General features: G+C 49.8%; 23 protein-coding genes. 16 read left to right on the forward strand and 7 right to left on the reverse strand.

Annotated features, from left to right (window positions below; all coding sequences use genetic code 11):
• The first annotated feature begins 431 nt into the window (after window positions 1-431).
• The 9 genes from ACYVFD_RS04480 (at window position 432) to ACYVFD_RS04520 (ending at window position 10,420) form a co-directional block, all read left to right on the forward strand.
• A complete protein-coding gene (locus ACYVFD_RS04480; RefSeq protein WP_461088553.1) occupies window positions 432-1,691 on the forward strand; it encodes an efflux RND transporter periplasmic adaptor subunit in 1,260 nt (419 codons plus the stop codon).
• 4 nt (window positions 1,692-1,695) lie between these two features.
• Window positions 1,696-3,141 carry a TolC family protein gene (locus tag ACYVFD_RS04485; RefSeq protein WP_461088554.1) on the forward strand — a complete coding sequence of 482 codons (1,446 nt, stop codon included), beginning with the start codon at window positions 1,696-1,698 and terminating at the stop codon, window positions 3,139-3,141.
• 80 nt (window positions 3,142-3,221) lie between these two features.
• Window positions 3,222-3,884 (forward strand): ABC transporter ATP-binding protein, encoded by a 663-nt coding sequence (locus ACYVFD_RS04490; RefSeq protein WP_461088555.1) that lies wholly within the window; start codon window positions 3,222-3,224, stop codon window positions 3,882-3,884.
• A 127-nt stretch (window positions 3,885-4,011) separates the two neighbouring features.
• A complete protein-coding gene (locus ACYVFD_RS04495) occupies window positions 4,012-4,383 on the forward strand; it encodes a four helix bundle protein (RefSeq protein WP_461088556.1) in 372 nt (123 codons plus the stop codon).
• 119 nt (window positions 4,384-4,502) lie between these two features.
• Window positions 4,503-5,747, forward strand: a complete 1,245-nt coding sequence (locus tag ACYVFD_RS04500; RefSeq protein WP_461088557.1) for an ABC transporter permease — start codon at window positions 4,503-4,505, stop codon at window positions 5,745-5,747.
• A 92-nt stretch (window positions 5,748-5,839) separates the two neighbouring features.
• On the forward strand, window positions 5,840-6,994 hold the full coding sequence (locus ACYVFD_RS04505; RefSeq protein WP_461088558.1) for an ABC transporter permease: 1,155 nt from the start codon (window positions 5,840-5,842) through the stop codon (window positions 6,992-6,994).
• Between the two features lie 175 nt (window positions 6,995-7,169).
• A complete protein-coding gene (locus ACYVFD_RS04510) occupies window positions 7,170-7,538 on the forward strand; it encodes a four helix bundle protein (RefSeq protein ID WP_461088559.1) in 369 nt (122 codons plus the stop codon).
• A 123-nt stretch (window positions 7,539-7,661) separates the two neighbouring features.
• Window positions 7,662-9,035 (forward strand): sigma-54-dependent transcriptional regulator, encoded by a 1,374-nt coding sequence (locus ACYVFD_RS04515; RefSeq protein ID WP_461088560.1) that lies wholly within the window; start codon window positions 7,662-7,664, stop codon window positions 9,033-9,035.
• A gap of 104 nt (window positions 9,036-9,139) precedes the next feature.
• Complete coding sequence (locus ACYVFD_RS04520) at window positions 9,140-10,420, forward strand: sensor histidine kinase (RefSeq protein WP_461088561.1); 1,281 nt, start codon at window positions 9,140-9,142, stop codon at window positions 10,418-10,420.
• Window positions 10,421-10,429: 9 nt separating this feature from the next.
• Here the strand turns inward: ACYVFD_RS04520 and ACYVFD_RS04525 are convergent, their stop codons facing one another.
• Window positions 10,430-10,999 carry an antibiotic biosynthesis monooxygenase gene (locus ACYVFD_RS04525; protein ID WP_461088562.1) on the reverse strand — a complete coding sequence of 190 codons (570 nt, stop codon included), beginning with the start codon at window positions 10,997-10,999 and terminating at the stop codon, window positions 10,430-10,432.
• 379 nt (window positions 11,000-11,378) lie between these two features.
• On the opposite strand from ACYVFD_RS04525, the gene ACYVFD_RS04530 reads away from it, so the two are divergent.
• Entirely contained in the window at window positions 11,379-14,048 is a 2,670-nt protein-coding gene (locus tag ACYVFD_RS04530) for a cation-translocating P-type ATPase (RefSeq protein WP_461088563.1), read from the forward strand.
• Window positions 14,049-14,212: 164 nt separating this feature from the next.
• On the opposite strand, the gene ACYVFD_RS04535 is transcribed toward ACYVFD_RS04530, so the two are convergent.
• The 3 genes from ACYVFD_RS04535 to ACYVFD_RS04545 form a co-directional block, all read right to left on the reverse strand.
• Window positions 14,213-15,187 carry a DUF4886 domain-containing protein gene (locus ACYVFD_RS04535; protein WP_461088564.1) on the reverse strand — a complete coding sequence of 325 codons (975 nt, stop codon included), beginning with the start codon at window positions 15,185-15,187 and terminating at the stop codon, window positions 14,213-14,215.
• Between the two features lie 112 nt (window positions 15,188-15,299).
• Window positions 15,300-16,709, reverse strand: a complete 1,410-nt coding sequence (locus ACYVFD_RS04540) for a glycosyltransferase family 39 protein (RefSeq protein ID WP_461088565.1) — start codon at window positions 16,707-16,709, stop codon at window positions 15,300-15,302.
• A complete protein-coding gene (locus ACYVFD_RS04545) occupies window positions 16,706-17,269 on the reverse strand; it encodes a hypothetical protein (protein ID WP_461088566.1) in 564 nt (187 codons plus the stop codon). The genes ACYVFD_RS04540 and ACYVFD_RS04545 overlap by 4 nt, the downstream gene beginning before the upstream one ends.
• 251 nt (window positions 17,270-17,520) lie before the next feature.
• Here ACYVFD_RS04545 and ACYVFD_RS04550 point away from each other — a divergent pair, with 251 nt between their 5' ends.
• From ACYVFD_RS04550 to ACYVFD_RS04570, 5 genes are all read left to right on the forward strand, one after another.
• The gene (locus tag ACYVFD_RS04550) at window positions 17,521-18,027 is read left to right on the forward strand and encodes a molybdopterin-dependent oxidoreductase (protein ID WP_461088567.1); all 507 of its coding nucleotides are present in this window, start codon (window positions 17,521-17,523) and stop codon (window positions 18,025-18,027) included.
• Between the two features lie 5 nt (window positions 18,028-18,032).
• A complete protein-coding gene (gene modA / locus ACYVFD_RS04555) occupies window positions 18,033-18,764 on the forward strand; it encodes a molybdate ABC transporter substrate-binding protein (protein ID WP_461088568.1) in 732 nt (243 codons plus the stop codon).
• Window positions 18,765-18,862: 98 nt separating this feature from the next.
• On the forward strand, window positions 18,863-19,528 hold the full coding sequence (gene modB, locus ACYVFD_RS04560; RefSeq protein WP_461088569.1) for a molybdate ABC transporter permease subunit: 666 nt from the start codon (window positions 18,863-18,865) through the stop codon (window positions 19,526-19,528).
• Window positions 19,525-20,346 carry a sulfate/molybdate ABC transporter ATP-binding protein gene (locus ACYVFD_RS04565; RefSeq protein ID WP_461088570.1) on the forward strand — a complete coding sequence of 274 codons (822 nt, stop codon included), beginning with the start codon at window positions 19,525-19,527 and terminating at the stop codon, window positions 20,344-20,346. Before modB ends, ACYVFD_RS04565 begins: the two co-directional genes overlap by 4 nt.
• A gap of 138 nt (window positions 20,347-20,484) precedes the next feature.
• Entirely contained in the window at window positions 20,485-21,537 is a 1,053-nt protein-coding gene (locus tag ACYVFD_RS04570; RefSeq protein ID WP_461088571.1) for a spore photoproduct lyase family protein, read from the forward strand.
• A gap of 104 nt (window positions 21,538-21,641) precedes the next feature.
• Here the strand turns inward: ACYVFD_RS04570 and ACYVFD_RS04575 are convergent, their stop codons facing one another.
• Entirely contained in the window at window positions 21,642-22,076 is a 435-nt protein-coding gene (locus ACYVFD_RS04575; RefSeq protein ID WP_461088572.1) for a DoxX family protein, read from the reverse strand.
• 147 nt (window positions 22,077-22,223) lie between these two features.
• Entirely contained in the window at window positions 22,224-22,607 is a 384-nt protein-coding gene (locus ACYVFD_RS04580; RefSeq protein ID WP_461088573.1) for a DUF779 domain-containing protein, read from the reverse strand.
• A 214-nt stretch (window positions 22,608-22,821) separates the two neighbouring features.
• On the opposite strand from ACYVFD_RS04580, the gene ACYVFD_RS04585 reads away from it, so the two are divergent.
• Window positions 22,822-23,532, forward strand: coding sequence for a DUF2461 domain-containing protein (locus ACYVFD_RS04585; protein ID WP_461088574.1), 711 nt, complete (start codon window positions 22,822-22,824; stop codon window positions 23,530-23,532).
• 116 nt (window positions 23,533-23,648) lie between these two features.
• Here ACYVFD_RS04585 and ACYVFD_RS04590 read toward each other — a convergent pair whose 3' ends face one another.
• Entirely contained in the window at window positions 23,649-25,139 is a 1,491-nt protein-coding gene (locus ACYVFD_RS04590) for a glutamate synthase subunit beta (RefSeq protein WP_461088575.1), read from the reverse strand.

The following is a 25,139-nucleotide window of genomic DNA, read 5'->3' on the forward strand; positions in this document are numbered from 1 at the left end:
TTGCCACCAATGTTAGTATTACCGCAGTAGTTTGTACCGCAATTAACTGCGGTAATACCTGTTACGCGAAGTGCATTTACGTAAGTTATCAAATAATCGCAAAATGATTCTCGCTAGCTTACTTTACACAAGTATTCCTCCTTCTACCGTCTAGGCGCTTGGTACACAAGGAAATTGATCAGATTAATCGCTTTTTATTGTGTTATGCCTACTAATTTACGTGTTAGATTCCCAACAGATTACCTTCATTCTCATTATTTTTTTAAAAATAAAGTTTTTTTGATTCTTGTCGTTGACTTGTGCGCAATCACACATATGTGTGCGATTGCGCACATTTTTCTTTGCGCCTAATCCTATGAAGCCACTGATAATCAGGGTATTGTGGGCTGGCATGTTGTTTGGCTATTTATCTGTGAAGAACAACACAGAAAATGGACAGAGAACTAGCCCCGGAGGTCGTCACCCGAAGTCGCAATAAAAACCTGCTGGTGGGTGTGGTGGCCGTTATTGTGGTGGCCGTTGCCTTAACCTGGACGCGCGATGCGCTGAAAACTTCTGTCGAAGCAGAAAAGATACGGTTGGCTACAGCGGAGGTAGGGCCCGTTGAAAATACGCTCGATGCCACGGGCGAGGTTATTCCAGCGTTCGAACAGATCATCACTAGCCCCATCCGGGCCAGCATCCGGCGCGTTCTGCTTACGCCCGGTACATCCGTAAAACCCGGTCAGCCCATCCTCGACCTCGATAAATCGCTGACAGAAATTGAGCTGGAAAAGATAAAAGACCAGCTCGAATTGAAACGAAATGGCATCGATCAGTTGCGGATGAAACTAAATAAAAGTCTGTATGATACCGAGGTGAATGACCAGATTAAACAGCTCAACATCAGCAAACTAAAAGCCGAACTCGACGGTGTCCGTCGGTTGCAGAAAGTAGGCGGAAACACGGCCGAAGATGTTACCCGAGCCGAAAATGCCCTGCGTGTAGCCGAACTGGAAAAGAAACAACTGGAAAACGACCTGACGTATAACCGGCAGTCGATGGGGGCCAGCCTGCGCGAAACGACCATACAGGCTCAGATCGAAGAGAAGAATCTGAAAGAACTTCAGCATAAACTGAAGCAGGCCGACATCGTCGCCGACCGACCGGGTGTGCTGACCTGGGTGAATGAAAACATTGGTTCGGCCGTGAATGAAGGCGAAATGCTGGCTAAACTGGCCGATCTGGCCAGTTTCCGGGTCGAAGGTTCGTGCTCGGATGTGTACGCCGACCTGGTGAAAGTAGGGTTGCCAGTTATTGTAAAAGTAAACGAGACGTCGCTTCGGGGGCAGATTACGCAGGTGAAGCCCGCCGTCAAGAATGGGGTCGTTCAGTTTGTGATTCAGTTGGACGACAACCGCCATACCTCGTTGCGCCCCAATATGAAAGCGGATGTCTTTGTGGTGACCGACCGAACCGCTAATGCCGTTCGGGTGCCTAACGGACCCGCGTTTAAAGGAAAACGGAAACAGTTTGTCTATGTGCTGCCCAAAGGGAGTCAGGTCGCCCATCGACAGGAAGTTACCGTTGGTCTCTCCAACTTCAATTTTGTGGAAATCAAGCAGGGTATTCAGCCGGGTGAGCAGATCATCCTGACCGATCTGAGCAAGTATGAGCATCTGGAAGAGATCACCATTGACCCGAAACGCTAACCGTATGAACCGCTTTTACATCTTTCTTTTCGGCATACTGGGGATGGCGGGGCAAACCTTCGGTCAGGTCCAGGTGATGACGCTGAACGAGGTACTGCAACTGGCCCAGGCTCAGTCGGTGGCATCCAAACGGGCCGCTACCCAGCAACGCACCAATGTCTGGTCGTACCGGGCGTTTCTGGCGCAGTTTAAACCCCAGCTTAGTCTGGACGGAACCTTGCCGAATTTTACGCGGTCGTATATTCAGGTTATACAGCCCGATGGCAACATCCGGTTTGAGCCCGTATCATACAACAACTCGACGCTCAATCTGTCGCTCAGCCAGACGATTGCCCCAACAGGCGGAACCATTTTTATTCAGAAGCAGATTCAGCGGTTCGATAATTTTATCCAGAATAACACGCTCTATAATGGTGTCCCGTTTGGCATTGGCCTGACCCAACCTCTTTTTCAGTTCAACGTCATGCGGTGGGATCGTCGGATTCAGCCGTTGCTGTATGCCGAAGGAAATCAGCAGCTTATCGAAAACCTGGAACAGGTTTCGCTATCGGCCACAACTTTGTATTTCGATCTGCTGGTAGCTCAGGTCAATCTGCGGATTGCCGAAACGAACCGGGCTAATAACGACACACTTTACCGGATTGCGCTCCATAAACTGGATTTGGGCAAGATCTCGCAGAACGACCTGTTGCAGTTGCAAATGGGTGTGCTGAGTGCCGAAAAGGATCTGGCGTCGGCTCGGCAGACAGCGGCTGTGGCTTCGCTGAAACTCAAAACGTTTATTGGGGCGCGGGATGAACGGCCGTTCGAACTGGTCATTCCCAATCAGCTCCCCATGCTGACTGTCGATGTGAAGCGGGCACTCGACGAAGCCATTGCCAACCGGTCGGCCGCGATTGCTTTCCGGCGTCGGCAACTGGAAGCCGACCGTGATCTGGACAAGGCTCGAAAAAATAACGGCCTGAATGCCTTACTGACGGCCGGATATGGCTTGTCGAACCAGGGCCCGAATCTGGGTGATATCTATACGAAACCGCAGAACCGCGAATACGTCTCGTTGCAGTTTACCCTGCCCATCATGACCTGGGGCCGGGCGCAGGCAACGGTCGAAACGGCAAAAGCAGCCCGCGAACTGACCCAGCAAACCGTAGAGCAGGATAAACTGACGTTTGAGCAGGAAATTTTCACCCAGGTAACGCTTTTGCAGATGCTTCGCCAGCAGGTAACGCTCACCGCTCAGGCCGACCAGATTGGGCAAAGCCGCTATCAGATTGCCCAGGATCGCTTCAAGCTAAGTGATCTGAGTGTGACCGACTTAAGTATTGCCACGCAGGAAAAAGACCGCGCCCGCCGGGATGCCATTCTCGCCCTGCGCGATTTCTGGCAAGCCCATTACACCCTGCGTTTATTGACACTGTATGATTTTGAAACAAACCAGAAAATAAAATAGCATCGGGCAAATGGGTAAGGGCATAGGGTGATTCAGTCACAACCCTTATCCCCATGCCCCAAGCTCCATGCCCCCAGCCAATGATACACCTTCAAAACATCGAAAAAGTTTACCGGACCAGCACCATCGAGACGCTGGCGCTGAACAACATCAACCTGAATATCCGAAAGGGTGAATTTGTCTCCATCATGGGACCGTCGGGTTGCGGAAAAAGTACGCTCCTGAACGTGATGGGGCTACTGGACGAACCTTCGAAAGGAACCGTCGAGATCGACGGGCAGGCCGTTACACAGTACCGCGACAAAGAACTGGCGCATCTTCGGAATCAGAAGATTGGCTTCATTTTTCAGAGCTTCCATCTGATCAACGACCTGTCGGTACTCGACAATGTAGAGATTCCGTTGTTGTATCGCTCGGCCAACGGTCGCCCGCGTCAGGATTACGCCAAAGATGCCCTCACGAAAGTGGGCCTGAGCAACCGCATGAAGCATTTCCCGAAACAGTTGTCGGGGGGGCAGAAACAGCGCGTTGCCATTGCCCGTGCCATCGTCGGCAACCCCGACATCATTCTGGCCGATGAGCCGACCGGCAACCTCGACAGTGCGATGGGCAACGAAATCATGAATATTCTGCAACAGCTCAACAACGACGGCGCTACCATCGTGATGGTGACGCACGATGAACAAATGGCCAAACGCACCCACCGGCTGGTAAGGTTATTCGACGGAACGCAAGTGTTGTAATGGCAGAGGGCATAGGGCATAGGGGTAAGGGCAGAAGATGGATGATACTTTAGTCGCTTTCAGATGTCTCAGTTTGGATAAACAAAACAGTTACCGGCAGACTCGTTTGCCACAAACCCTTATCCCTATGCTAATTCGGAAATTTCGTTTCGAAGATTTAGAAATCTGGAAAATAAGTATCGAAATCAGTGACAGCCTGTTTGATATAGCCGATGCTATGGAATTACGAAAACTATATCGTTTTGCCGAACAGCTTCGTGGAGCCGGGATGAGTATATCGAACAACATTGCCGAAGGTTCAGGCTCCGCATCGAAGAAGGAATTCTACCAGTTTCTAAATTACGCTAAACGTTCCTGCTATGAGTGTGCTAACATTTTAATTCTTCTGCAACGACGTAATTTTATTACAGAGGAAATGAAGCAATCCCTATTTAATCGCCTGGAAGAATTAAGTCGAAAGATCACAAATTTTCAAAAATCACTTGAGCAGAGGGTATAGGGGAAAGGGCAGAGGGCATGAGGGGTAAGAGATAGGGAAAGCATCGATTGTATCCCATACCCACTGCCTCGAACCCACTGTCCACTCCCTTACCCCCTCTGCCCTTACCCCTCTGCCCTATGCTAGTAAATTACATAAAAATCGCCTGGAAGGTCCTGCTGCGGCACCCGTTTTATACCTTCATTACGCTCTTCGGCATTAGCCTGACCCTAACGGTGCTGATGGTGCTCACGTCGTTCCTCGACCATATTTTCGGGACACACTACCCCGAAACAAAGCGGGATCGTACGCTGTACATCATGCAGATGGATCAGCGTGATTCGGCACGTACTGGCCGGAGTTCGGGGCCAATGAGTTTTAAGTTTTTAACGGACTACGTCAAAACGTTGAAAACCCCCGAACGGTCAACCATCTGCACCTTCGTCAATACTTCCAATGCGTATGTAGGCTCGCAGAAAATCAAGCTCAATACCAAGTTTACCGATGCCGAATTCTGGCGGGTTGCCGATTTTGAGTTTCTCGAAGGAAAGCCGTACAACGAACAGAACATTGCCAATGGCGATTACGTAGCCGTCATTACCGACGACCTGAAAAAGCAGTATTTTGATGATGCCGAATCTGTCGTTGGAAAACAAATCGAAATTGAAGGTATTGACTATAAGGTAATTGGCGTAGTCAGAAGCGGCCCCATTACCCGGCCATTTACGTATTCGGATGTGTACTTTCCCTATACGACTCCGAAAAGTAATTACCAGCGAGGTGGCATGCGGGGAGGGTATGTCGCTATGGTTCTGGCCAGGGATAAAGCTGATTTCCCCAGCATTCAGGACGAATTCCAGAGCCGCATCAACAAGTTACCATTACCAGCTGTGGAAGATGGTTTTAAATACTGGGCTTTGGAAGTGAGATGCGATCCCTACATGGAGAATTTCGTTGGAACGATTATCGGCGAAAACAACAGTTTGAGGACCATCTTTTTTGGAGTCATCACTTTTATCATGCTCATGCTGATGGGTTTGCCAGCGATCAATCTGGTCAATGTCAACGTCAGCCGAATTCTCGAACGAGCTTCTGAAATTGGTATACGAAAAGCATTTGGTGCGCCCGTCCGAACGCTCGTCTGGCAATTTATCATCGAGAATGTATTCATCACATTGCTAGGAGGTACAATAGCCCTGGTGCTGACGCTGATCGCTATACATCTGATCAACGCAAGTGGCTGGATTGCCTATGCTGATCTGACGATCAACCTGAATGTTTTCCTGGTCAGCTTGTTGGTTTGTCTGGTTTTTGGTTTCCTCTCAGGCGTATTACCCGCCCTCCGCATGTCGAAACTTACCATCGCCGAAGCGTTAAAAGCATAGGGTATAGGGGTAAGGGCGTAGGGTGACAGGTATACAACTTTACGCTCCACTCTTACCCCACGCCCTCTGCCCTTACCCCAATACATACTATCATGCTACAACATCTGTTTAAACTTATCTGGAACAAGAAGAAGACCCACGCTTTATTGATGGTGGAGATCTGGGCTTCGTTTATGGTCTTGTTTGGTCTGGCTACGTTGATCGTCATAAACGTCAGGAATTACCGGGAACCGATCGGGTTTTCGTACGAAAACGTGTGGGCGTTGGGCCTGAAAAGCAATCAGGATACGGTTGATGTGGCCGAGAAATTACAACGGATCAAGCAGCGATTACGGGCGTATCCTGAAGTAACATCGGTTTCGCGCATGAGCAGCAACTTCCCTTTTTCGGCCAATCAGATGAACAACGGGATTGAATACCAGAAGCGGAAGGTCATCGCCGATTTTTACGTGGCGGATGAAGATTTTGCCAAAACACTTGACATCCCCGTTGTTGCAGGCCGTTGGTATCGGGATATCGATAGCATTGGAAAATACACTCCAGTGCTCATTAATCGAAAAACCAAAGAAGGACTATTTGGGGATGAAAACCCGCTGGGTAAGATTATTGGTGAGAAATTTCGCGTCGTTGGCGTAGTCGATAATTTCAAGGCCAAAGGCGAATACATGACCAACGAACCGGCACTTTTTGAATTGGTGAAAGCGGATGCGGTCTGGAATGATACCATGCTGATTAAAGTGAAACCCGGAACCGACGCCGTTTTCGAAGCTAAAATCGTAAAAGAGATTGCGTCGATGGCAAAAGGGTGGAGTGTTGAGGTCGATTACCTGACCGATTCCCGGAAAAACCAGCATAACCTGGTACAGGTACCGATCATTATTGCCCTGATTGTCTCCAGCTTTCTGTTGATCAATGTCGCTCTTGGTCTGTTTGGCGTGTTGAACCTGAGTATTGCCAAACGTCGTGGCGAAATTGGATTACGGCGGGCTATTGGTGCTACGGGTGCTGGCATTTCGTCGCAGTTTGTCGGGGAAATTTGGGTATTGGCGACCTTTGCCATGTTAATTGGTCTACTCTTTGCCGCCCAGTTCCCCTTGCTGAACGTGTTCGACGTGCAGGCCGGGGTATATATAACCGCCATTCTGATTGCCATCGCCGTCATTTACGGCATTGTCACGCTCTGCGCCTTATTCCCCAGCCGTCAGGCCGCCTTAATTCAACCCGCCGTTGCCTTGCATGAAGAGTAGCGTGGAGCGGGGTGCAGGGTGCGTGGAGCTTGGGGCAAGGTGCAGAGAGCATGGAGCAGGGGTAGGGTACATTACTGATTTGCTCCCTGCACCACGCACCACGCACCACGCTCCACGCACCAAGCTCCCTGCAAATAAGTATATTGTCGCTTAATTTAAACTACAGTATACTTTTATGAAGAGTCAATTTCGATTTGAGAATTTAGAGATTTGGCATTTTTCTATTGAAATAGGAGATAGTCTGTTGGATATTGCTGATGAATTGGAAGTAAAACGACTATATCGGTTTGCCGAGCAATTGAGAGGTGCAACAATGAGTATTTCCAATAATATTTGTGAAGGATCAGGTTCTGCTTCGTCGAAAGAATTCTATCATTTTTTAAACTATGCCCGTCGTTCCTGCTATGAATGCGCCAATATTCTGGTTGTCATTCAGCGTAGGCAACACATTTCCGAAACTGTAAAGCAAGACTTATTTGACAGGCTCGAACATCTCAGCCGAAAAATTAATAGTTTCCAGAAAACAATTGTAGTAAGGGGCTAGGAGCGAGGTGCAGGGAGCGTGGAGCAGGGAGCAAGGTGTAATCAGTAAGGTTCCCCACTCCACGCTCCACGCCCCCGCTCCACACCCCCGCTCCCCGCTCCACGCTCCCTGCACCCCGCCCATATGCTCCTCATCATCGACGACGATATTGCCATTCAGACCTCACTCTCTTTACTCTTTCGGAAAGAAGGGTTCACCGTTCGGGTAGCCGATGGGCCGTTCGAGACGTTCGAGGTGCTGGATCTGGAAACGCCCGAAGCGATTATTCTGGATATGAATTTCTCGGTCGATACGTCGGGCGATGATGGGCTTCGGTTGTTGCGCCGGATTCGAGAGCGACTGCCTAATGTGCCCGTAATTCTAATAACAGGCTGGGGTAGCATCGACCTGGCCGTAGAAGGTATGAAAGCTGGTGCTAAAGATTTCATTACCAAGCCCTGGCAAAACGACCACATTGTCCAATCGGTGCGAACGACGTTGAATCTGGCGCAACCCACGCCAACGTCTCCCAACCGACGGAAACTTGACCAGCAGTTTCAGTTTGAAAATATCGTCGGCGAAGACCCTAATCTGCTGGATATTCTGACGACCATTGGGCGGGTGGCACCAACCGATGCACCGGTGCTCATTACGGGCGAAAGCGGAACAGGTAAAGAGCTGATTGCCGAAGCCATTCACCAGAACAGCCGCCGAAAACGACAGGCATTTGTGAAGGTTAACCTGGGCGGCATATCGTCGACGCTGTTCGAGAGCGAACTCTTTGGACATGTACGGGGTGCGTTTACCGATGCCAAAACCGACCGCGTCGGTCGGTTTGAGCTGGCCAATAAAGGGTCTATTTTTCTGGACGAAATCGGTGATCTCGACCCCGCCAGTCAGGTTAAACTATTGCGGGTATTACAGGACCGGACCTTTGAACCGCTGGGTAGCAGTAAATCCCGTACGGTTGATGTTCGAGTCATCTGCGCGACCAACCGAAATCTGGAAGAAATGGTCAGTAAGGGGCAGTTTCGTGAAGACCTGTTCTACCGTATCAACCTGATTACCGTCCGGTTGCCCGCCCTTCGGGAGCGCCCCAACGACATTCCATTGCTGGTCAATTACTTTGTCAACAACCTGAAAACCATCTACAACCGGCCTGAGTTGCGCGTTAGTGCGGCCGCTCAGAAGTGGCTGAAAAATCTACCCTTGCCGGGAAATATTCGCCAGCTTAAGAATATCGTTGAGCGAACCGTACTACTCTCGCCCAATACCGAACTCCAGCCCGACGATTTCGAGCGCAATCTCCCGCAAAAGACCAGCACCCAGCACCTGGCACCGCGCTCCCTGCCAGACGTTGGTACCATGACTTTAGAAGAGATGGAGTACCAGATGATTCAGCGGGCGATGGCCTTTCATCAGAACCGGGTCGCGAAAGTAGCGCGGGCACTCGGCATCACCCGTTTTGCACTCTACCGCCGATTGGAGAAATTTGGAATCCCGTACGAAGATGCATAGGGCAAAGGGGTAAGGGCATGGGGCGAAGGGCAGGGGGAAAGAGTCGATTTATCCCCATGCCCTTTGCCCCATACCCTCTGCCCTTCGCCCCATGCCCTCTGCCCATGCACATTAGCTTTCGAACCCGATACCTGCTGTATATCATTGCCATTCACCTGGCTATTGGCGGACTGCTGTTTCTGCTTTTAGAGAAGAACAAGCCCCTGTTTATTGCCAGCGAGCTAGGGTTGTTGGTGTCAATCTATGTGGCCGTCAGCATCTACCGCCAGTTTCAGCAACCGTCAGAGTTTATCGCGTCGGGGATTGAAGCCATTCGCGATAAAGATTTTACAGTCAAATTCGTGCCGACGGGTAATCGGGAGGTCGATGAACTCATAACCGTGTATAACCTGATGATCGACCAACTCCGGCAGGAGCGCACCCGGCAGATTGAACAGCAGTTTTTTCTGGAAAAGCTGATCGAAGCCGCTCCGATTGCCATCCTGATTTTCGACTTCGACGGGCGAATTGCGTCCATTAACCCACGAGCCTGTCAGCTTCTGTCGGTACAGCCCGATGACGTAGTGGCCAAACAACTGGATCAGATTGGGTTTTCGCTGCTGGCGCAAATGGCCGATATGACCGATGGCGACTCGCGTGTGATGAAGCCAAACGGTATTGAAACCTACAAAGTGCAGCGATCGAATTTCATGGATCGGGGCTTCCGTCGGTCATTCCTGATCATTGAAGAGCTAACGCCGGAGATTCTGGCGACCGAAAAGAGCGCTTATAGTAAGGTGATTCGGATGATGGCGCACGAGGTGAACAACTCCATTGGCGCAGTTAACTCCATACTGGGCGTTACTCAGTCGTATGTCGATGAACCCGACGTGCAACATGCACTGCGCGTGGCCGTTGAGCGAAACGACCGCCTGAACCATTTTATGCGTCGGTTTGCCGATGTGGTTCGATTGCCTCAACCCCAGCGACAGTCGGCCGATGTCAGCGATATTGCCCGGAACGTGGTACGACTGATGCAGCGGCAGGCCGAGGGGAGACATGTCAGCCTTACGTACACAGCGAATAGCACCAACGTTCGGTCTATCGATGTCGAACAGGTGGAGCAGGTGCTAGTCAACGTCATCAAAAATGCACTCGAAGCCTGCGAGCCGGGCGACCGGATTGAGGTTGTCGGAACGACTACGGCCCTCCTGATTCGCGATAACGGCCACCCAATTCCCGAATCGACAGCGGCTAATCTGTTCAATCCGTTTTACAGCACCAAACCCGACGGGCAGGGCATCGGCCTGACCGTAACCCGCGAAATTCTCCTGAACCATCACTTCCCGTTTTCGCTCCAGACCAAACCCGATGGCTGGACCGAGTTCCTGATTGAGTTTACCTAAATATTCTGCTTATCGAAAAAGCCAGTTGGCTACCAGTCGAACATAGCGGGGCATAATTACGAACGTCATCAGTCCGACAATAACCGCGCTTGTCAGAAACGCTCTAACGAAAAGCGTCGATAACAAAGGCAGTGCCGAAAAAACAGGCGCAAGGAGCCACGCAACAAGCATCGACAGCGGGTAAATGGCTGATAGCGTGATCAGAAACTGTTTGTAAGGGGACGCCACTCTATTACTGGCCTTCGGTGGGGTGAACCAGAATTCCAGGCCGGTTTTTATGTCTATCGTTTCGTCGGTGTTAAGCAGCGGGCGCACCTGCTCAATCAGACGTCGGCGCGTGTCGCTCTCCAGCCAGTTGCGCAGATTCGTTTCCGACGAAAAGTGCAGCACAATGGTGTATTCATCGCTGCTACCGTGTGGCCTGATAATATTTACCCCTCGATGACCGGGCGATGACTGAGCCAGCGGCACAATTTCGTTTAACCAGTTTTCATAAGCCTCAACCTGCTTCTTATACGGGCGTTGAACAATAATTGTCGTAACGGCACTGTCTAGTTCGATGGGGATACCGGCTGGCATGGCAGAATGTCTTTTTCGTGAATAACTTTCAACTTTGCGCTTAAAAATAGACGAAAGAAGCTGTAAATCGCTAGTGTTTTGGCGGCAGATCGAAAACGAAATTGTCAATGGCATTTTCTTTGAGCAAGGAATAACTAATTGATGAACCTGTTTAAACTTTAATTTCAATGGCTTTTTTGTCATCCCGACGCAGGAGGGATCTTCGGATGAGCCGATTAAATGGTCTCCGTCCGAAGATCCCTCCTGCGTCGGGATGACAAAATACATCCATTATAGCTTGATTAGAGAAAGTTTAAACAGGTTCGAGTAAAGACGAATTTATGTGTATTAAAATGGGATTAAAGTAGTACTTTGCCTTTCCCCTCACTGATACCCAATCATGCCGACACCCATCGTTCCCAATCAGCCCCATCAACTGGATTCCGAGCGACTTTTCCAAGACTTAGCTACTGATCCCAGAAAGGGGCTATCGGCCAACGAAGCCCGTTCCCGGCTGGATGAATTTGGGCCGAACGCTTTACAGGAAACCAAACGTGAAAGTGTATTGAGAATCCTGTTGCGACAGTTTACGGGTGTCATTGTTTACATTCTGGTGGCTGCGGCTGGAATCTCCTTTTTTCTGGGTGATACCGTCGAAGGGTTTGCGATCATCGCCGTATTGCTGATCAACGCCGTTACGGGTTTTGTGCTGGAATGGAACGCCCGGCAGTCGATGGACGCGCTCCGAAAACTGGATAGTACCCCCGCTCGGGTGTTGCGGGAGGGGCATATACGCGAAATCGCTTCCGAAGACGTAACCATTGGTGATGTGCTGGTTGTAGAGGCCGGTGATCTGGTAGCGGCCGATGCGAATCTGTTTCTGGTCAATCAGTTGCAGGTCGATGAATCGGCACTAACGGGCGAGTCGTTGCCCGTCGATAAAAATACAGAGCTACCTGCCGGGGATGCGCCACTGGGGGACCAGCTCAACCGGTTGTTCAAAGGAACGGCGGTAACCGCCGGAAATGGGAGGGCCATCGTGACGGGTATCGGACAACAGACGGAGCTGGGTAAAATTGCCACGATGGTGGAGGAGGCCAAACGGTCGGCCACACCGCTCGAAGAAAAGCTGGATGCCCTGGCCAAGGTACTGATCTGGGTGACGGTCGGGCTGGCCGTTTTGTTTCTGATCGTTGGGCTAATTCGGGGCGAGGAGCCGCTTAGGTTAGTCGAAACGGCGCTGGCGTTGGCCATTGCCGCTATTCCGGAAGGCATGTCGGTGGTGGCGACCATCGCACTGGCCTACGGAATGCTGCGACTGGCCGATAAGAAAGTAATTGTCAAACGACTGTCGGCGGTTGAAACGCTGGGCGGCACGAATGTCATTTTTACGGATAAAACCGGCACGCTTACCCAGAATCGCATTGAGGTCAACACCGTACAACTGCCCGATCGGTCGGCGGAAGTGCAGGCAGATGCCGAAAAGCAAACGCTTCGGATTGTAGCAGGCGACAACGACATTGCAGAGTCGGAAGCGTTTCAGAAACTGGTTCAGATTGGCGTACTCTGCAACAATGCCGACTACGATATTGTAGACGGGAACGCGCGGGAAGTAGGTGACCCAGTGGAAGTGTCGTTGCTGAAATTTGCAATAGCTGCCGGTCAAAATCCCGATTGGCTCAACCGTGATTATCCCCGCAAGGCAGAAAGGTCGTTCAGTTCGGATACCCGCATTATGGGCACGCTGCACGAACACGAAAACCGGTATGTAGTGGCCGTGAAAGGAGCCGCTGAAGAGGTCATGAAACGCTCGGTGTCTATGGATGAAACAGCCCGGAAAGCGCAGTACGAGATTTCGGAAAAGATGGCAGCCGACGGATTACGAACGTTGGCCTTTGCGTATCGTGAAACTGATAAGATGACCAGACCCGGCGACGATTTTGCTGATAAAGACCTGACCTATCTGGGGCTGATCGGGTTTCTGGACCCACCCCGGACCGAGGTAACACCTTCGCTCGAATCCTGCCGACGAGCGGGCATCAAGGTGATTATGGTTACCGGCGACCATCCGGCCACTGCGCTCACCATTGCCTCCAAAGTAAAGCTGATTGAGCCCGGCGAAGAAATCGTTCTGACCGGAAAAGACCTCAAGCCGATTGCCCAGCTCACAACCGAGGAGAAAAAGAAACTGCTCGACTGCCGGGTGTTTGCCCGCGTTAGTCCGGCCCAGAAACTCGACATGATCGACCTGTACCAGCAGGAGGGCGACATTGTGGGCATGACCGGCGATGGCGTAAACGATGCCCCCGCGCTTAAAAAATCCGACATCGGCATCGCCATGGGGCTTCGCGGCACACAAGTAGCTGCCGAAACCGCCGATATGGTTCTGAAGGACGATTCGTTTACGTCGATTGTGTCCGCTATTGCCCAGGGACGAGTCATTTTTGAGAACATTCGCAAGTTCGTACTGTTCCTGCTGTCGTGTAATCTGAGCGAGATTTTTGTGGTTACGTTTGCCGGTTTTCTGAATGTTGGAACGCCATTGCTGCCGCTGCAAATTCTGTTTATCAACATCGTAACCGACGTTTTTCCGGCGTTGGCGCTGGGTGTTGGCCGAGAAAACGCCAGCCTGATGGAGCAGCCGCCCCGCGATCCCAAAACACCCATTATGGACACCCGCGACTGGCGGACGGTGGTTTTGTATGCACTGGCGATGACGGCTGCGGTGCTGGGGACGTATGTGCTCGGTACGCGGCTGCTCGGGCTAAATCAGGATGAGGGCAACAACCTGACGTTTTATGCCTTGTCATTTGCGCAACTCATGCACGTGTTCAACCTGCATTCGGAGCGGTCGTTTTTCGTCAACGAAATCACCCGTAACCGGTATATCTGGTATGCCATTGCGCTTTGTCTGGCGATTCTGGCGTTCACGTATTTTGTGCCGATGCTGCACGATGTGCTCAACATTCAGCCAATGACCATCACCGAATTCGAGTTGATACTGGCGGCTGGTCTTGTGCCTGTATTGATTATACAACTTGTGCGGGTGCTGGCAAGAGCGCTGAAGTAAGCAGGGAAGGCCTGGGCGCATGTAAACCGTTTATTTTGTGTGGTTTTTGTCATTCCGACGAAGGAGGAATCTTACGAATTTCCTGATCGGAGAGTTCAAAAACCTTGAGATTTCTCCCTTCGGTCGAAATGACAAAGTTGTCTGTTTTTGTTTTCTATTAGGCTTTAAAATAGTCTATAATGAACAGCTTGAAGTCTGTAGTTTTTGTCCTCCTTTTTTACGGTCGACCAGGCGGTTTTACGGAGTCGGCGGGCAAACGCTTTGTCAACTTCAGCAGGAACGAATGTCAGCCGTTTGGGAGATTCATTGAACAGGAAACCATACCAGACCAACCCGCCCAGGTAGCAGCCTGCCGCATTGGCGTGGTGAGAGTCAAACGCTAGTTTTCCATTATTCCAGAAGTAGCCCACATGCAGTGAGTGAGTCTGATTGGGCAGGGTCGGCGATTGGGCCTGAGAAGCGTTGAAATCAGCATCGGGCCGATAGCCCCATTTCCTGCTTGCGTTAATCTGCCAGAACGCGTCGCCATTCGGAATAATGGGTATGTTCAGTTCATCGGCAACGGTATGATAGGCCGCCCTCGATTTCTCCCACATTTGCCGCGCATTTTTCGCTGAGTCGCCGTTGGCAATACGGCTAAAGTCCTTCGAGTCGGAGCGGTAGGCCCAGGTTTGGTGAAAGACCACGACTGCATTGGGTTGGAGTTTTTTGACATAGTCGTACAGTTTTCGGGCGTAGGGCCGGTAGGTGTCAACATCGCCGGAAAGGATAGAAGCCTGCTGAATCGTGACAACATCCCAGGTGCCGTCCGATAACAATGTTTTCAATGATTTCCCGCCGTAAGGTTTGCCCTTTGGGTCGTCGGGATTCCGTTCGGCGGCTTCCGCGTGTTCCCAATGCCGCTGCAGGGGTGCGCCCCCAAGTTCCGCCCGACCGATAATGAGCGTATGCCCACCTTCTTTGCTCAACTCCGGTAGGTACTTCGATGCGTTTTGCGAAAAGCTATTCCCAATCATGAACAAGCGCAAGGACTTTTCGCCACGATTCGCCGTTGGCGATTGTGGAAACGCTGTATCGACGGAAAGCAGAAAGACAAAGAGAATGAAAACGTATTGACCGTAACGATTGAGTGAATGCATAAATACGGGAAGTCAGGCAATGAGTAATACTAATAGTAAACCGGTTTTAGGCTTTCTCTACCCGTAGAAAAACGATCAATAAATGGCATTCGCCGATAGTTTATCCAGTAAATTACTGATTAACAGGTGATTTTGTTGCCTGGCCTTCCCACAGATAAAGCCAGCTTGAGAGCCATTGAAACAGGGAACTCGATCCCAAATACACGTACATCAACAGGAGAAGCTTGAAGAATCCGCGCCGAAACGTATAAGAAATATTGGCGCCTTCGACATGCAGGATAATCAGGCCAAAGAGAAAATAGGTTCCGAGAATCCAGATTAAAATGGATAGACCATGTTTATCGCGGAAGATAAGAAGATTCGTCAGCGCCAAGACAATGAAAACAGGAACGGCGTAGTTCCAATATGAATCGTGAAAGACAACCAGCTCGTTCATGTCCTGATAGATTGCTAGCAGATTTGCAACATATGGGGCCGATACTGAATGAACGACGCCTAAGTGCGTGTGCGGGGGCAGGGGTACGAAGCCGCGTAAGAATCCATAGTTCCAGAACAACACAGGGATCAAACAGGTCAGTAGTAGGAGGGTTGCATCCTGGAACGCCTGGATTTTACGGGCCGACGCCGTTTGGCTGATTATCAGGAGCGAACCGATGGGTACAAAAAGGATGGTTTCAGTACGAGTCCAGCAGGCCAGCGCCAGGAAAAGCATACCGGCGATAAATGATCCACGTTGCCCAGATTCCAGATACCGTTGCAGGACCATAACCCCCGTCACGAAAAAAGCGGCATTGGCCCAGTCGGTCTGCACCAGAAACGTATAGGCAAACAATTCGGGACTACAGGCCAGAATGGTGATAAGCAGCCCTGCCAACAACGGGTGAATACGTTCGCGGAGTTCAGCATAGAGGAATAATCCAAACGGTATGACCAGGATAGTAAGCCACAGTTTTCCGAACGCAAATGGACCGACACCATCAGCCGCCAGCAAATAGATAATCTGCTGCATAGCCGTAAACGGTGCATAAAAAGGCTGATTGCTGAATACGGATACCGATGGTAAGTGACTGGTAAAAACGGACGAGACAAGACGGTGTTCTTTGACCGCAAAGGTGGCTACCAAATCGGGACCAACGATGGTGTCGAATGGAAGATTAGGAAACCAGGCACATTTCCAGGCACTGATAAATAACAAATACCCCCAGAAAGCCAGAAAAGGCAGTTCGTATAGCCGCACCCGAAGCTGGGATAGAGAAAAGAGGCTTTGCAGATAATCCCTTCGCTGTCGTATCCCAAAAAGCGATATACAAGCCATCGTGACCAATCCAACAAACATGGGTGTCCGGGCGATGGGTAAGTGGATAAACTCCAGCATAAACGGTACGCCAGAACTAAGGCCTAAACCCATAAGCATGGAAAGCCCCAGCAGGCTGAACCCATTTGTAACCGGACGTAGGCGGGCTATGGCCCCAAAACCAGTCAGAAATTGCGTGGCGATTAAGAAAAGTATAGAAAAACTCATGGTTTGGAACGATAGTAACGACGAGCCTGATCGGGGGTGTAAGCAAAAAAATGAGTGTCATATTTTCGAAATTCGCTGAGAACCAGTGGCCGATTATGAGGCTTGAAGGTGAGCAGAAATACCTTATTGTCGTATGCCCAAAAGGTATGCGTAGCTCGCTGAAGTACTGAATCAGGAGCCGTCATATCGATTAGATGAACCGATTTGCCAAGGTGATAATACAGTACACTTGGGTATAACCAGGCATAGCCGGTTGTCTTCCCCTGCTGCCAGGCATTTCGTATCAGGTATTGCTGGGGTGGAATCAGAAAATAATCGTCGGGCCCGCATCGCTGTTGAATCAGTGATGTAAAGGTGTAGACATCTCCATAACCTTCCTGCCGTCGAGCCGACAGATTTGTCTGACTGCCCAGTTGTTGTCGCTGTGTATAAAACCGCTCTACCGTTGAGGAAAGCCATTCCTGATTTTTCGGGAGCCAGAGCCATAAGGACACTAGCAGACAACTGCCCGTCAGATAGATAAGCTGGAATTGCCAGTAGGAAAGACGTTTTTGACTCATTATTCGAAATACGTAATGATTCGTAGAGAGCGCATTTTAAACTGTGGTACGGCTGATTATGTAATTGATAGTCAGGCGCTTGTATCAGGCGTGCCACAGTTCGGCGAGCAGTCTCAATTCGGGACGACACATACACCAGGCGCAAATGATCCTTTACGGCTAAGATAAAGGCCAAAATCGATACAATCGGCTGAATTCAATCAAAACAATCGTTATGTTTGTGCGGATATAACGATTGGCGATTAAACGGTATGAATCGGCTAAGTCTACAGCGCAAAATGGGTATATGGGTAGTCACTGGATTATTGTTCATGATTTGTCTCAGCGGTAACGCCCAAACCGTTCTGACCATCTCTGGCGAAGTCACGAAACCCTTGAGACTACAGGCGTCTGATCTGAAAGCGATGTCGCATACAACCGTAACGGCTAAAGACCATGACGAAAAAGAGCACCAGTATTCAGGTATACCCGTGTCGGAATTGCTTAGGCAGGCAGGAGCTACGATGGGAGGCCAATTACGGGGTAAAAATTTGAAAAAGTATGTTGTTGTCAGAGCGGCTGATGACTATGAAGTAATATTTACCTTGCCTGAATTAGACCCGGAATTTGCTACTCGTCTCCCATTACTGGTTGACAGCGTTGATGGTGAACCATTGGGCAACGATGTAGGCCCGTTTCGGATCGTTGTGCCGGGAGAGAAAAAAATGACCCGTTGGGTTCGGCAGGTCAAAACGCTTGACGTTCGTGTAGCTGATTAAGCGTAATGAAAAAACTCATTCTGTTCCTTTTTTTGTGCCCGCTGAGTGGATTTGCTCAGCCTTTACGGGTAGCGGTAGCCGCTAATGCGCAGTTTGTGATGGAGGAGCTTAAGAGCGCTTTTCAGAAAAAAGCGGGCGTTACAGTCGAAACGGTTGTCAACTCATCGGGTAAACTCACCACACAGATTCAGCAGGGAGCCCCGTACGATGTATTTTTATCGGCCGATATGGAATACCCGCAAACGCTGTACAAAGCGGGGTTGACAACGGCAGTCCCGGTGGTGTATGCCTATGGTTCGTTGGTGCTTTGGACCACAGGTGATTGGCCAGTATCTGCCGACTTGAAGGTATTGTCGGAACCATCGGTGCGACATATAGCTGTCGCCAATCCGGCAACGGCACCCTATGGAGAAGCAGCTATTGATTTTCTGAAAGCGAAAAAGCTACTGGATAAAGTACAGGCTAAAATCGTTTATGGCGAGAGCATTGCGCAGGTAAATCAGTACATTCTCTCGGGAGCGGCTGAAGTTGGTTTTACGGCCAAGTCGGTCGTGCTCGACCCAAGTCTTACCAATCGTGGGCATTGGGTCGATCTGCCACAAACAGGGTATGTACCCATTGCGCAGGGTGTAGTCATCCTCAAACGGACAACACAGGCGAAAGCTGCCGGACAATTTATAACGTTTTTGCGTAGTACCGAGGCCCGGCGTATTTTGCAGAAATTTGGATATAAATAAAGGAGGAAGGGGAGGAGCGGGACGAAAGGGATAAATGGAAAACCAGAACCATCCCTTCCGTCCCCTTCTTCCTCTCCTCCCTTTCCTCCTTTACACCTATGCCCATCGACTGGGAACCGATCTGGCTTACGCTTCGGCTGGCCGGAATAACAACATTGCTCTTGTTAATGATAGGAGTGCCGCTGGCCAGTTGGCTGGCGTTGAGCCGATTTCGATTGAAACCCGTAGTAGAAGCTATCATCAGTTTACCACTTGTCTTGCCGCCTTCGGTGGTTGGCTTTTACCTACTACTGACCTTTAGTCCAACGAGTAGGCTCGGCGACTGGCTGTTGCACCATCTGAACCTGCAACTGGTCTTCTCCTTCGAAGGGTTGGTGGTAGCCTCCCTGTTGTATAGTTTACCATTTATGGTGCATCCGATTCAGGCTGGCCTCGAAAACCTGCCCGTATCCTGGCGAGAAGCCGCTTATACACTGGGCCAGTCTCCAGCCCGGACCCTATGGCGGGTATTACTACCCAATTGCAAACCTGCCTTATTGACCGGGATTGTCCTCACCTTCGCGCATACGATAGGCGAATTTGGCCTGGTATTAATGATTGGGGGTAATCTACCCGGTCAGACGCGTGTGGCATCAATAGCGATCTACGATGAAGTGGAACTGCTACATTTCCAGACAGCTCATGCTTATGCGATCCTGTTGCTGGCCCTATCATTTGCTATTTTGTTACTGGTCTATATCATCAATAAACGCGTAACGGTATGATTGAGATTGATGTCGTGATGCCGCGTTTGTTTACTGAAGGGGCTGGAGAGTTAAATGTGCTACTTGCCTTAGAATCAGGCAGTCTAACAGTGTTAACCGGTCCGTCGGGTGCCGGAAAAACCTCCTTGCTGCGCCTGGTGGCCGGGTTGGAGTCACCACGAAGCGGCCGAATTGTTGTAGATGATCATGTTTGGCTGGATACACAGCAACGTATTAATCGGGTGCCCCAACAGCGGTCGATTGGCTATGTGTTTCAGGATACGGCGCTCTTCCCAAATATGACCGTCCGGGAAGCTATACAGTTTGCAGCTCCCAATGGCGACCAGGCGTTTGTGAACCAATTGATCGACATTACCGGGCTCCGTACGTTTATGCATCAGAAACCTGCCCAGTTGTCGGGTGGCCAACGGCAGCGAGTAGCATTGGCCCGTGCCCTGGTCCGGCGACCACAGGTGTTGTTGCTCGACGAACCATTTGCCGCCCTTGATGCACAGGCCAGCCATACACTCCGGCAGGTTCTACTGGAACTACATCACCTATGGAAGACCACAACGCTGCTGGTTAGCCACCATGTACAGGATACACAGACATTAGCCAGGCGGGTGATTCGCATTGTTCAGGGACAAATACAACAGGACGAAGTTTCGTCTGATAAGCTCGAAGGTGCTTTAGTATTGGAACCCATTACGCATATCTCGTATCATGAGGAGCGGCAACAATGGATAGTCCAAACGGCTACCTCGCAGCTTCAGTCAACGAACCCGGCCTGGGGAAAACGGCGGGTTGGTGACTTTATCCAAGTCAATAATTCTATATAAAGTGATTTATGCTAATCGCCCAATAAATGGGTTTAATTATGTAGTTAAGTGTTTGATAATTAGTAGGTTGGCTGATGGTTTTTAATGAACTAAGCAACCATTGGAAGCGTTTAGTTTATATACCCTCAACGTAATTTCATGACTGATTTCAATCCATCAATGATCCTGTATACGGCCGATGCTCTGAATAATCGGGGGGAGGCCGTGTTGGCCAAATTTCCCGAAGCGGAGGCACTGGAAATAAAGCAGCACAATCGCCTGCCTGATCTGGGCATGAATCATTTCAAGATTAAGTCCAATGTGCTGGTGCTGGGTCGACTGAAAAGCCAGGATATTAAATGGAGTGGTCGAAGTGCGGATTATATCGCTCCCAGTTTGGCGAACGGCTGTTTTGGGGGATGCACTTATTGTTATGTTGACCGCCATAAAACGGTGAATCCTATCACGCTTTTTACCAACGTAGAGGAAAACCTGGTATCGGTCAATCAGCACGTAATGACATTACCATGGCCTAAAGTGCCTAACCAGACTGAAGACCAGTTTTATACGTACGATATAGGCTGTAACTCAGATATTTCCATTGATTATGGACTCACCGATGGAATTCGGCAGGTTTTTGAGTTTTACCGGACTCATCCACGGGCTAAGGCGACGTTTGCTACCAAGTATGTAAATCGCGATATGCTTAAGGTCGATCCAGAGCGGAAAGTGAGGATACGGTTCAGTTTGATGCCTGCTCATGTGAGTAAACTGGTCGATGTGCGTACCGATAGTATTGAGAAACGGCTGGCGGCTATCAACGATTTTTACGAAGCCGGTTATGAGGTGCACGTTAACTTTTCTCCGGTCATTGTCTATACTGGACCCGATGGTGACCGAAAAGCCTGGCGGAACGACTACCGTGATTTATTCCGTCAACTGAATGCGGCCCTACGGCCTGAAGTTCGGGAACAACTCAAATGTGAAGTAATATTTCTGACGCATAACCAATGGCAGCACCAGGCCAACCTGGCTATTAATCCGAAAGCAGAAGAATTGCTGTGGGTGCCTGAATTACAGGAGAGTAAGGTAAGCCAGTTTGGCGGCTGGAATATTCGCTACCAGCATCAGTTGAAGCGAAAAATGATCGAGATATTCGAAAAGCTTGTCCAGGAAGAAATACCCTGGTGCCAGATTCGGTATATTTTCTGAACCGGGATTTATATGATTTAACGGACTGACTTTGATTTTATAAACGCTTTTAAAGAAAGCCAATCAAAGTCGGTCCGTTAAATCATATAAATCCCGGTTCAGGTTCAGTGGGCATGTTGTTTAACGTACTCATCCATCGAAAAACGACCGGAACCTAGCACCGTGAACGCCAATAAAAGGCCCAATACGATGAGTGATAACCACAACTCGGAGTTCAGTGGAGAAAATCCCTGACGGATATTCACAAAGAAAACGGCCGCAACCAGAATGGGCAGTTGAATTATGCACATCAATCGGGTCAAACACCCCAGCATAATCAGGAAGCCACCCATTAGGTGTGCAAAAGCAACGTAATGGACAGCCATGACCGGAAAAAGTCCAAAATGGACCCCTCCGACGAGTTGGTTCAGATACGTAGTGTCACTAATAAAACTGATTCCTTTGAGGATCAGAATAAGGCCCAGCATAATCCGTAGGGCGTCGGTCCAGGCGGGGTGATGAGTATCGCCCCAGTGTTCGATGCGCGTTAGTAGGTTCATATCTGTAAGCATTTCGTGAATCTGAATCGAATCTACAGATAGAATAACTGCAAAGCAAGCTGATGGTTAATCTGTTAATTATATTTTTTAACGGATTAATCTAGTTTTAAGACGTGCGTACGTCTGATTCGCTAACTGTAAAGAGCGCTAACTGATTTCTTCAAATGGGCCCACGTGCACGGGTGTGAGGTGGGTCATTTCATCAGACTCAAACAGTCGCGACCGAATAATGAACCGGATGCCGAGGGGTATTTCCAGCGAAAAACTAGCTCCGCGCCCAGGGGTAACATCGACTGTCAGGTGTGTGTGCTGCCAGTACTCAAACTGGTCGAGTGACATCCAGAAATCGCACCCATGAAGTTGACCAAGCCAGACATCTGACGAACCAATAATGAAATCGCCGACCGGGTAGCACATGGGGGAGGAGCCATCGCAGCAACCGCCACTCTGGTGAAACATCAAGGGGCCATGCTGGGCGCTTAGTTTGTCAATAACGTCGGCAGCAGCCGGTGTACAGTCGATACGATTCATGATAGCTGAGATTTATTACAAATTTTGACGCTATCATGCAAAATTGCTAATAAAATTCTCTTAAATACATGCAGAATCCTATCAACGTAAGTCGGGGATTACAAGGAGTTATAGGGTGCAGGTGATATATCGAAACGTATAATGTGTTTTACTTAAAACATAAACTGCTATAACTATCATTAAAATCAGCGTTCTATAGTACCTTTGATGCGTTATGGCAAAACAATCGGCATCAAAATCCACCTTTACAGCGGCTACGCTGGAGTTCATGCGTGAACTTGTTCAAAACAACAATCGGGAATGGTTTCAGGCGAATCGTAGTCGATATGATGCGGCCAAAGCGGAGCTTGTAGGCGTTACTGAACGTGTACTCGCCGAGTTAAGCCCCTTCGAACCACTGGCCAACACATCGGCTAAAGATTGTATATTTCGGATCAACCGTGACATCCGTTTTTCAAAAGATAAAGCACCGTATAAATCCAATCTGGCTTTTGCCATTGGTCCGGGCGGCAGGCACTCAGGTCGTATCGATTACTACGTACATATTCAGCCTGATAATCAATCCTTTCTGGGCGCAGGGATGTGGCAACCAACCCCGGCCAATCTGGCTAAATTTCGGCAGGAAGTCGATTACAATGTACAGGAACTAAAGGACATTATTGAAGCCGACGAATTCAAAGCATACTTCCCCGAGGCCCACGGTGAAACGCTGAAAGTGATGCCGAAAGGATACCCGGCTGACCACCCCGAAATCGACCTGCTACGCCGGAAAGAACTATTCTTTATGCATCGTTATACAGACAAGGAAGTTCTTAAGCCCAATTTTGTCGATGAACTCGTAAAGGGATGCCGGATCATCAAACCCTATTGCGATCTGTTGAACTATTTGTTCTACGACGAGAAAGATGAACCCGTGACACTTTAGGGTTGATTGGATTCTCGCAAGCTTTCCGAAAGTTTTTAACTTTTGGAAAGCTTTTTCTAAAGAAAAGGCTCGCCATTGCTGACGAGCCTTTTGCACGCATAAAATACTGATTATGACTACTCCACAGTGATCAGCGATACCGCTTTGGCTTCGAGTTGAGTATCACCTGTAAGGTACAGATCGGCGTACCGAGCCGCTTCACGGCCTTCCGAAATAGCCCATACAACCAGCGATTGCCCACGGCGCATATCGCCAGCGGCAAACACTTTTGGGTTATTCGTAGTCTGGTAATTATGTGCTTTTACGTTACCACGCTCATCATATTCGAGTCCGAGGTCGTCAAGGAGGCCGTTATGCTGCGGATGCAGGAAGCCCGCTGCCAACAGGGCTAGTTCACAGGGAATGTCACGCTCCGAACCGGGTAATTCAACCATTTGCATCCGACCGTTTTCGTTCTTCCAGGTCAGGTCAACGATACGAAGGGCTTTTAGGTTGCCGTTTTCGTCGCCGATAAATTCTTTCGTATTGATTGACCAGTGCCGGTCGCAGCCTTCTTCGTGCGACGTACTGGTCCGTAACATCATCGGCCAGTTGGGCCAGGGAGTGCTTTCGGCACGCTCTTTTGGAGGCATTGGCATCAGCTCAATTTGCGTTACGCTCTTAGCCCCATGGCGATTCGAGGTGCCCACACAGTCGGAACCCGTATCGCCACCACCAATAACCACTACGTTTTTGTCGGTAGCGAAGATGTCGCCATCCCCATATTTTTCCCCACGGTGATCCACTTCGACCGGACGACTAGCGACCCGTTTATTTTGCTGGCTCAGGAATTCCATCGCGGGGTAAACTCCTTTCAGCTCACGACCTTTTATGGGAAGATCGCGCGGAACGGTCGAACCGCCGGTAAGCATGATCAGGTCAAAGTCGTTCAGCAGGTCTTTCGCTTTCAGGTCAACACCCACGTTAACACTCGTTTTGAAAGTTACCCCTTCGGCTTCCATAACCGCCAGACGACGGTCGATGGTCCATTTTTCGAGTTTGAAATCAGGAATACCATAGCGTAACAGCCCACCAATCTGATCAGCGCGTTCAAAAACGGTTACCGTGTGGCCAGCTTTGTTCAACTGAGCCGCGGCCGCCAAACCGGCGGGTCCTGACCCAACGACCGCTACCCGTTTGCCCGTCCGCTCTTTAGGAACTTTAGGCGTAACGTAGCCACGTTCGAAAGCGACTTCAGCGATCGATTTTTCGATGAACTCAATGGCAACGGGCGGCTTATTGATACCCAACACGCACGACGCTTCGCAGGGAGCTGGGCAAATCCGTCCTGTGAATTCGGGGAAGTTGTTGGTCGAACTTAAAATCTCATACGCATACGACCAGTTCTGCTCGTAAACGGCATCGTTGAACTCAGGAATAATATTGCCCAGCGGACAACCACTATGGCAAAATGGGGTACCACAATCCATACAACGAGCGGCCTGCCGTTGTGAATCCTGCTCGGAGTGAGGTACTTCAATTTCCTTGTAATCGTGAACTCGATCCTGTGCAGCGCGCTTTTTGGGTAATTCACGCGCAAACTCTAAAAATCCGGTAGGTTTTCCCAT

It is taken from the genome of Spirosoma gilvum, from assembly GCF_054776815.1.

What these genes read in the sequence shown, in the direction of transcription:
- ACYVFD_RS04480 (WP_461088553.1), top strand. Translation starts at nt 432, where the DNA reads ATGGACAGAGAACTAGCCCCGGAGGTCGTCACCCGAAGTCGCAATAAA.
- ACYVFD_RS04485 (WP_461088554.1), top strand. Translation starts at nt 1,696, where the DNA reads ATGAACCGCTTTTACATCTTTCTTTTCGGCATACTGGGGATGGCGGGG.
- ACYVFD_RS04490 (WP_461088555.1), top strand. Translation starts at nt 3,222, where the DNA reads ATGATACACCTTCAAAACATCGAAAAAGTTTACCGGACCAGCACCATC.
- ACYVFD_RS04495 (WP_461088556.1), top strand. Translation starts at nt 4,012, where the DNA reads ATGCTAATTCGGAAATTTCGTTTCGAAGATTTAGAAATCTGGAAAATA.
- ACYVFD_RS04500 (WP_461088557.1), top strand. Translation starts at nt 4,503, where the DNA reads ATGCTAGTAAATTACATAAAAATCGCCTGGAAGGTCCTGCTGCGGCAC.
- ACYVFD_RS04505 (WP_461088558.1), top strand. Translation starts at nt 5,840, where the DNA reads ATGCTACAACATCTGTTTAAACTTATCTGGAACAAGAAGAAGACCCAC.
- ACYVFD_RS04510 (WP_461088559.1), top strand. Translation starts at nt 7,170, where the DNA reads ATGAAGAGTCAATTTCGATTTGAGAATTTAGAGATTTGGCATTTTTCT.
- ACYVFD_RS04515 (WP_461088560.1), top strand. Translation starts at nt 7,662, where the DNA reads ATGCTCCTCATCATCGACGACGATATTGCCATTCAGACCTCACTCTCT.
- ACYVFD_RS04520 (WP_461088561.1), top strand. Translation starts at nt 9,140, where the DNA reads ATGCACATTAGCTTTCGAACCCGATACCTGCTGTATATCATTGCCATT.
- ACYVFD_RS04525 (WP_461088562.1), bottom strand. Translation starts at nt 10,999, where the DNA reads ATGCCAGCCGGTATCCCCATCGAACTAGACAGTGCCGTTACGACAATT.
- ACYVFD_RS04530 (WP_461088563.1), top strand. Translation starts at nt 11,379, where the DNA reads ATGCCGACACCCATCGTTCCCAATCAGCCCCATCAACTGGATTCCGAG.
- ACYVFD_RS04535 (WP_461088564.1), bottom strand. Translation starts at nt 15,187, where the DNA reads ATGCATTCACTCAATCGTTACGGTCAATACGTTTTCATTCTCTTTGTC.
- ACYVFD_RS04540 (WP_461088565.1), bottom strand. Translation starts at nt 16,709, where the DNA reads ATGAGTTTTTCTATACTTTTCTTAATCGCCACGCAATTTCTGACTGGT.
- ACYVFD_RS04545 (WP_461088566.1), bottom strand. Translation starts at nt 17,269, where the DNA reads ATGAGTCAAAAACGTCTTTCCTACTGGCAATTCCAGCTTATCTATCTG.
- ACYVFD_RS04550 (WP_461088567.1), top strand. Translation starts at nt 17,521, where the DNA reads ATGAATCGGCTAAGTCTACAGCGCAAAATGGGTATATGGGTAGTCACT.
- modA (WP_461088568.1), top strand. Translation starts at nt 18,033, where the DNA reads ATGAAAAAACTCATTCTGTTCCTTTTTTTGTGCCCGCTGAGTGGATTT.
- modB (WP_461088569.1), top strand. Translation starts at nt 18,863, where the DNA reads ATGCCCATCGACTGGGAACCGATCTGGCTTACGCTTCGGCTGGCCGGA.
- ACYVFD_RS04565 (WP_461088570.1), top strand. Translation starts at nt 19,525, where the DNA reads ATGATTGAGATTGATGTCGTGATGCCGCGTTTGTTTACTGAAGGGGCT.
- ACYVFD_RS04570 (WP_461088571.1), top strand. Translation starts at nt 20,485, where the DNA reads ATGACTGATTTCAATCCATCAATGATCCTGTATACGGCCGATGCTCTG.
- ACYVFD_RS04575 (WP_461088572.1), bottom strand. Translation starts at nt 22,076, where the DNA reads ATGAACCTACTAACGCGCATCGAACACTGGGGCGATACTCATCACCCC.
- ACYVFD_RS04580 (WP_461088573.1), bottom strand. Translation starts at nt 22,607, where the DNA reads ATGAATCGTATCGACTGTACACCGGCTGCTGCCGACGTTATTGACAAA.
- ACYVFD_RS04585 (WP_461088574.1), top strand. Translation starts at nt 22,822, where the DNA reads ATGGCAAAACAATCGGCATCAAAATCCACCTTTACAGCGGCTACGCTG.
- ACYVFD_RS04590 (WP_461088575.1), bottom strand. Translation starts at nt 25,139, where the DNA reads ATGGGAAAACCTACCGGATTTTTAGAGTTTGCGCGTGAATTACCCAAA.